Source organism: Spirulina sp. 06S082, from assembly GCF_034932145.1.
Lineage (GTDB): Bacteria > Cyanobacteriota > Cyanobacteriia > Cyanobacteriales > Spirulinaceae > CCY15215.
In genome coordinates, this window is sequence record NZ_JAYGHV010000071.1 from 1 (window position 1) to 6,955 (window position 6,955).

Consider the following 6,955-nt stretch of genomic DNA (forward strand, 5'->3'; position numbering starts at 1 on the left):
GAGTGTGGGGAGTTGGGGGAGTTGGGGGGGTGTGGGGAGTTGGGGGGGTGTGGGGAGTTGGGGGGGTGGGGGGTTGGGGGGGTGTGGGGGGTGTTAGGGGGGTGGGAGTGTTAGGGTGCGAGGCGTTTTCGCGTCCATGCGCCATCTTCCTGTAAATGATAGCAGAGGCGATCGTGAAGGCGACTGGGACGACCTTGCCAAAATTCGATCGCCGTGGGAATGACGCGAAATCCTCCCCAATGGGGGGGACGGGGGACTTTTTTTCCAGCATATTCGATCTCGAGGCCGCGAAAGCGTTGTTCGAGAACAGCGCGATCGCCGATCGCCTGACTTTGTTGGGAAGCCCACGCACCCAATTGCGAGGCCAGGGGACGACTGGCAAAATAGCGATCGGATTCTTCCTCGGAAACCCTCTCCACAGACCCTGCAATGCGAACTTGACGTTCGAGGGGCTTCCACAAAAAAACTAAAGCTGCATTAGCATTATCTTGTAATTGCTGACCCTTGAGGCTGTTGTAGTTGGTATAGAAAACAAAACCGCGATCGTCGAACTCTTTCAGCAGTACAATTCTCGCACTGGGTTTACCATCGGGGGTTGCTGTCGCGAGAGTCATGGCATTGGCATCGGGAATTTGTGCCGCGATCGCCTCCTCAAACCAGACTTTAAACTGCCTGATGGGATCGCGATCGGCATCGGCTTCCTTCAGTCCGAAACGAGTATAGTTTTGGCGCAGATTGGCAACAGAAATGTTCATCGAATCAAATAATTCTCTAGGTTAGACTGAATTTGAGCGTTAAATAAAAATATATATAAACCAGTTACCTACAGTTATCGTAAACGATAATCTTAGGCTTTGCTCTGTGTGGTAAAATTAAGTATTACGAATTGTAACGAATTCCTTCGTAGATGAATAAATGGTTATCAATGAATAGCGAACAATTATCAGTTAGCGATCGCATTATTGTTCCCCTTGATGTTCCCACGCCTATGCAGGCGATCGCGCTGATCGAGAAACTCCCTCAAGTTACTTTTTGGAAAGTTGGCTTTGAGTTATTTATCAGTGCGGGTGCAGAAGTTCTCAAGGTGCTCAAACAAAGAGATAAACGTATTTTTCTCGATCTTAAACTCCACGATATTCCCAATACGGTTGTTGGAGCTTGTACGTCGGCTAAACTGTACGATATTGATTTCCTCACCATTCACGCAACATCTGGCCGCAAGACCCTAGAAATGGCGGCAGAGGTGGCTCGCGGTTCGGGACACTTGAAACTTTTGGCGGTTACACTTCTCACCAGTATCAATTCCCGAGAATTGGCGTTTGATTTAAAAATTCCCCTTGAATTGCCCGAATATGTCTTGCAGATGGCACTACTGGCTCAAGAGTCGGGAATTTCTGGGGCTATTTGTTCCCCGCGAGAAGCAGGTCAATTACGAGAAATCTGCGATCGAGATTTTCTCTTGGTTTGTCCTGGAGTGCGTCCGAGTTGGTCGGAGAGGAAAGATCAACAACGAGTCATGACCCCTGGCCAGGCGATCGCAGCCGGAGCAGATTATTTGGTGATCGGTCGTCCCATTACTCAAGCGGCAAATCCCCTTGAGGCATGGGAACGCATTTGTGAAGAAGTCGCTGGAGCGATGTAATTGTGAGTTTAAAGTTAGCAAGAAAAGGAGTTTTAACGGGATTCTGGCTGGCGATCGCCACTGGGAGTATTTTTCCCACGGTTGCTATTGCGGTGGAAACCGCTTGTCATCAGGATTTAGAAACAGTGGTGGAATTGCTGTTGGAGGATTTACCTGGCTATACGAATCGGGTGATTCAGCGATCGCGCTCTTTGAGTACGACGGAGGACGAAACTTATGTTATTACCACAGGACAACCGGAGTTTGAACCCTTGGCATTAGTAGGAGGTACTCGCGCTTTACCTATTTCTCCAGACGACCCCAAACAGGTATTTTTTACCACCCTAGAGCAGTCTTTTAGCGGCGATCGCGCCATTGCTCGAGAGAATTATCATTGGTTATTCCTCGTGTCATCCCCCGACGGTTGGCGCATGGCGACGCTATTTACCCGTTATGGGTCCGTTAACAGAGAACAACCCCCATCCCCTCCTAGAGAAGCCAGTAATGGCGCGATCGGTCAAGCTGTGCGCTTGTGGTTGCGAGATTGTCGTTTTAGTTCCGATCGGAAAAAACCAAATTAGGAAACACTAGAAAAATAACATCAAAACTCCCATTCGCGCAAAACATCTGCCAGAATATCATTCAATTTTTCAATCGTTTCTGGGCGAAGTTTTTCCAAATACTGCCCTGTTTTTCCCGATCGCTTATGAGTCATTTTTTCTCGTATTTGGACTGGACTGGCTTCCTGCATTAATGTTCTAATCTCTTTTTCTGAAGGACTCAAAGCACAAAAATCAGAGATTTTTTTGATAAATTCCGCAGTATCATTAATGAATAGAGCATATTGCAAATAGAGATAATCATCTGCGGTATCCCGTAGCTTTTGATAATTGTGATAAAAAGGAACAATCCATTCTTCTGCTTGCTCTAAAACATAAGCATCAATTTCTTGTTCTTGTATTTGCGCTCTTTGTTGCAGAAAAGCATCGCGATCGCCACTTCTCAACGGTTTTGTATGAGTAAAAGCAAAAGAATAATAAGCAGAGACTAAAACATCTCTCGGATCTCTTAAAAAGAAAATATGCTTAAATTTATTTCGACCGGGAAAATCTAAATACTCTCTCTGAGGTCCATAAATTTTACCATTGAGGGAATATAAGTCGCTATAAGCTCTCTCTAAAAACAATTCATAGGGAGTTTCAATATTCTTGAAGCGATCGCCAGCCCCCCAAATTGTCCCCGCATAATCGACTAACTCATATTCAGCATTCTTAGAGATGATTTCAAACAATCTCTGTACAAAAGTAGAAGCACACTTATGGGTAGTATAAAATATAATCGATCGCGGTCGCTCCAAATTACAAGAAGCTATCTTAAGTCTACTCTGCAATTTACGAGAGTAGAGCATAAGTTTAATTTTATGACTTATCTTTTTTAGCATTACAATCAATACATTTAAAATTTCTCTAAAAATTAATCGGCTGTCAATGAATCTATCACCCTGCAACTGAGAGAAAGTGAATCATAAAAATACGTTTCTGTCAATATTTCTGCTAATATTGCGGTTGATCTGACTCTTAATTTAAAAACATCTACCCAGAGAAAATACAAACAAGTTGCAGGGACAATCCAGAACAGAATTACAATTTACGCAGTATTGATATGATAGATTTTGCGATCGGAATGTGTTTGGGCATTGCATTTAGTGCAGCCTGTGGTTTTCGGATTTTTGTTCCCCCTTTAGTGATGAGTATTGCCTCCTTATCGGGAAATTTGACCCTTGCCCCCGGTTTTGCTTGGATCGGGACTTACCCTGCCCTGATTGGTTTGGCGATCGCCGTCCTCCTCGAAGTATCAGCTTATTATTTACCCGTGGTGGATAATTTTTTAGATACCCTAGAAATTCCCGTCGCGATCGCCCTGGGTACCGCGATCGCCGCAGCCAATTTAGGAGAAGTCAATCCCCTGTTGCGTTGGAGTTTAGCGGCGATCGCCGGAGGAGGAACTGCTGGGGCGATCGAGAGTTTTACCAGCGTAACGCGATTAGACTCCACCACCAACACAGGAGGGCTGGGAAACGGCATCCTAGCAACCCTTGAAGTTCTCAGTGCAATCACCCTATCCATTCTAGCCTTGCTTCTCCCCCTATTTGCCGGTGTTGTTGTTTTACTGGTTTTAAGTCTTGTCTTCAGACAGGGAAGAAAGCCGCAACGCAAATATCGAATCTAAAATCTTGGATACTTTTTAATTTTATTGTCCTTATTTTATTGTCCTTATTGTCCTTCTCGCAAAATATCCAAGATTAGCTGAGAAAAATTCTCATCTCTCAAACGTTCGGCAGCATCTTCCAGTAGCATCAATTTAGAACCGCGATCGCCCTGTAATGCCGAGGCAGGAATTAACAAAGAAATATGGGCGAGTAACTGCTTGAGATCTGCCCGAATGCGCCTTTGCTTGGCTTCAAGAATAGCAGCCGCCCGACGCACCGAACGTTCTCGACGGAATTCTAAGGTTAACTCATCTTGTTCGGAATATTCGTACATTGCTATTCCCCAAAAATAGTGACAAAAATAAATGGCGATCGTGCTGACTCAATGTTTATGATTCTAGCAGTTACAGTTTATTTAATCACGATTTCAGGAGGCAAACACTTTAAAAGTTAAAGAACGTTAAATATATCAAGATCAAACAATATTACGACAAGAAAATTAACAAAAATAAGAGTATTTAATTTTTTTGTATGTAGAAACTTATATTATTTGGCGATCGCCAAACCGAAAAAGAAGATTCCATGAAAGAACTACTCCTCGATCCTCTCATTTTACCCCTAATCCTTGGCATGGGTTTGATTTATTTAGCGATCGCCTTTAACTATTTAGGAACTTACCTAAAATATGCGATTATCTATGAGAAATTCTGTCTTGGTCTTTTCTTAATTACTATTTCTGGTGCAACAGGAGCAACTATTTCTCCTTTGACCAAATTGCATCCTCGAGTTCTATCTAATCTGGCAGTTACTCCACCAACAATTATTGCCCAAGTTGTAATATATGGAATCGCAATCCTCCTATTAATCCCTCTATTACGTTATACTTTAAAAGATTTTGTCGGTATATTTGGTATTCTCATTACGCGAAATCCTTTTCTCTATTTATTTCTCTTATTAATATTACTCTCTGCCTCATGGTCTAATAATTTTGTACTCACATTAAAAGCAAGTTTTGCTATTCTAGAAACTACCACTTTTGCGATTTATACTGGCAAGCGCTTCACTTGGCAAGAATTATATCCTCTGCTTTTATGGATTCATTGTATATTAGTATTTCTCGCATTTTTTTACGGTTTTGTTAAACCTTCCGTTGGTGTTTCAGATGGCGCATGGGTTGGTATTAGCGGGCATAAAAATCAATTTTGTTTTCTGATGGCACTCAGTGCTAGTCTTTGGTTTATTCAATCTCTTTATAATCCTAAGCAACGCCTATTTTGTGTTCTTATTTTTTTAATGGCTTTGTTTGCTTTAAATCAAGGGGGAAGCGGTGCAGGAAAAGTCACAGTTTTTTGTTTAATTTCTCTTTGGTTTTATTTGGGATTTGTGAAAACATTGCCCATTCAATGGGCTGTCACCTCTGTTATTCTCTTTATGATTTTAAGTATTGCTTTGACAATTTTAGTAACAGAAAATCTCGAATTTATTGTAGTCGATACCCTCAATAAAGACTTGACTCTTACCGGGAGAACTGACTTTTGGCCTCTCATTATTGATAAAATTAACGGGCGGCCAATTTTAGGCTATGGAATTGATGGATTTTGGCAACCTTGGGAAGGTGCAAATAATCCGGCGGCAGATATTATTGTCCAAAAAACTCAATTTTCTCCTCCCCACTCCCATAATGGATTCATGGATTTAGCCCTAGATTTAGGCTATTTAGGGTTATCCTTTTTTATTGCTGCATTTATTGCTAGTATTGTTAAAGCAGTCATCTACTTAAGCAAAGCTCCTATGCCTTATGGTGGCTTACCCATCCTACTTTTAACCTATACTCTCGTTACCAATTTAACAGAAACAGGTTTACTCGGTGTTACCAGTATCTTTTTTTGGTATATTGCTTTGACAACTCGAGTTAGTATTGATATTAGTCAACAAACATAATTTTACGGCAAGATTAAACTTTTAATAATTAAGAAAAAACTAAATGTTAGAAAAAATAAGTCCGAATTTACGAAAAATTATTGGTAACACAACTTGGTTATTTGGGGAGAAAATTTTACAGCTTTTTCTCGGGCTTTTTGTAGGAGTTTGGGTTGCACGTTATTTGGGACCGGAGAGATTTGGTTTATACAATTATGTCGTTGCTATTGTCTTGCTTTTTAGTGTTGTTGCCAAATTAGGGTTAGAACAAATTATTGTCCGCGATATTTCCCGCGATATTTCTCAGAAAGATAAAACATTAGGAACGAGTTGTATTTTAAGATTTGTTGCAAGTTTACTGGCAACAATTGGTGTGATTATCTTCGCCTTAATTTCCGAACCAAACGATCCCAATATTCTTCTTTTTGTGGGTATTTTTGCTATTGGGAATAGTTTCAGTCGTTCGATGGAGGTGATTGACTATTGGTTTCAATCTCAAGTCCAATCTAAATATGTTGTTGTTGCAAAAAACATTGTTTATATTATCATTAACGTTGCCAAAATTATCGCCATTCAATTACAGGCACCTTTATTAGTATTTATTGTCATTCTTTCCATCGAACAAGTTTTAACAGCAATTGGCTTGGCTGTTGTTTATCAATTCAGTGGTAGTTTAATTAAAGCCTGGCGATTTAGCCGCGATCGCGCCCTTTCTTTATTGCAAGATAGCTGGCCTTTGATCTTAGCCAATATTGTCACCGTGATTTACATGAGAATCGATCAAGTCATGTTAGCACAAATGGTGAGTACAGAATCAGTAGGAATTTATTCAGCCGCCGTAAAAATTTCTGAGATGTGGTATTTTGTTCCTATTTCAATTATTAATTCAGTTTATCCTTCTGTTGTTCAAGGGAAAGAACTCGGCGATCGCATTTACTATGGTCGAATCCAGAAATTATTGAGTATTGTTACCATTATTGGCTATCTGGCAGCAATTCCGATAACTTTTTTAAGCCCTTATATTGTGAATCTAATTTATGGAGTACAATATGCCGAAGCTGCTAATATTTTAACTATTCATATTTGGGCAGGTTTATTTATTGGTTTGGGTGTTGCTAGAACAACATGGTTAACCACAGAAAATTTAACCCAGTTTGCAGCAGCAACGACAGCTTTAGGGGCTGTAATTAATATTATTCTCAATA

At 40.9% G+C, this 6,955-nt stretch carries 8 protein-coding genes; 5 read left to right on the forward strand and 3 right to left on the reverse strand.

The window, feature by feature from the left end:
• Positions 1–110 precede the first annotated feature (110 nt).
• The gene (pdxH, locus tag VB714_RS06680; RefSeq protein WP_323222389.1) at positions 111–755 is read right to left on the reverse strand and encodes a pyridoxamine 5'-phosphate oxidase; all 645 of its coding nucleotides are present in this window, start codon (positions 753–755) and stop codon (positions 111–113) included.
• Between the two features lie 152 nt (positions 756–907).
• Between pdxH and pyrF the strand changes: the two genes are divergently transcribed.
• The gene (gene pyrF / locus VB714_RS06685) at positions 908–1,642 is read left to right on the forward strand and encodes an orotidine-5'-phosphate decarboxylase (protein WP_323222391.1); all 735 of its coding nucleotides are present in this window, start codon (positions 908–910) and stop codon (positions 1,640–1,642) included.
• Between the two features lie 2 nt (positions 1,643–1,644).
• Positions 1,645–2,202 (forward strand): hypothetical protein, encoded by a 558-nt coding sequence (locus VB714_RS06690; protein ID WP_323222393.1) that lies wholly within the window; start codon positions 1,645–1,647, stop codon positions 2,200–2,202.
• Between the two features lie 20 nt (positions 2,203–2,222).
• Here the strand turns inward: VB714_RS06690 and VB714_RS06695 are convergent, their stop codons facing one another.
• Positions 2,223–3,062, reverse strand: a complete 840-nt coding sequence (locus VB714_RS06695) for a sulfotransferase domain-containing protein (protein WP_323222395.1) — start codon at positions 3,060–3,062, stop codon at positions 2,223–2,225.
• A gap of 221 nt (positions 3,063–3,283) precedes the next feature.
• Between VB714_RS06695 and VB714_RS06700 the strand changes: the two genes are divergently transcribed.
• A complete protein-coding gene (locus VB714_RS06700; protein ID WP_323222397.1) occupies positions 3,284–3,850 on the forward strand; it encodes a DUF4126 domain-containing protein in 567 nt (188 codons plus the stop codon).
• Positions 3,851–3,894: 44 nt separating this feature from the next.
• Here the strand turns inward: VB714_RS06700 and VB714_RS06705 are convergent, their stop codons facing one another.
• Positions 3,895–4,164 carry a hypothetical protein gene (locus tag VB714_RS06705; protein ID WP_204105617.1) on the reverse strand — a complete coding sequence of 90 codons (270 nt, stop codon included), beginning with the start codon at positions 4,162–4,164 and terminating at the stop codon, positions 3,895–3,897.
• A gap of 248 nt (positions 4,165–4,412) precedes the next feature.
• On the opposite strand from VB714_RS06705, the gene VB714_RS06710 reads away from it, so the two are divergent.
• Together VB714_RS06710 and VB714_RS06715 are read left to right on the forward strand one after the other, a co-directional pair.
• Positions 4,413–5,771, forward strand: a complete 1,359-nt coding sequence (locus tag VB714_RS06710; protein WP_204105618.1) for an O-antigen ligase family protein — start codon at positions 4,413–4,415, stop codon at positions 5,769–5,771.
• 43 nt (positions 5,772–5,814) lie between these two features.
• Positions 5,815–6,955, forward strand: a 1,141-nt coding sequence (locus tag VB714_RS06715) for a flippase (protein ID WP_323222400.1), incomplete at its 3' end; no start/stop codon positions are given.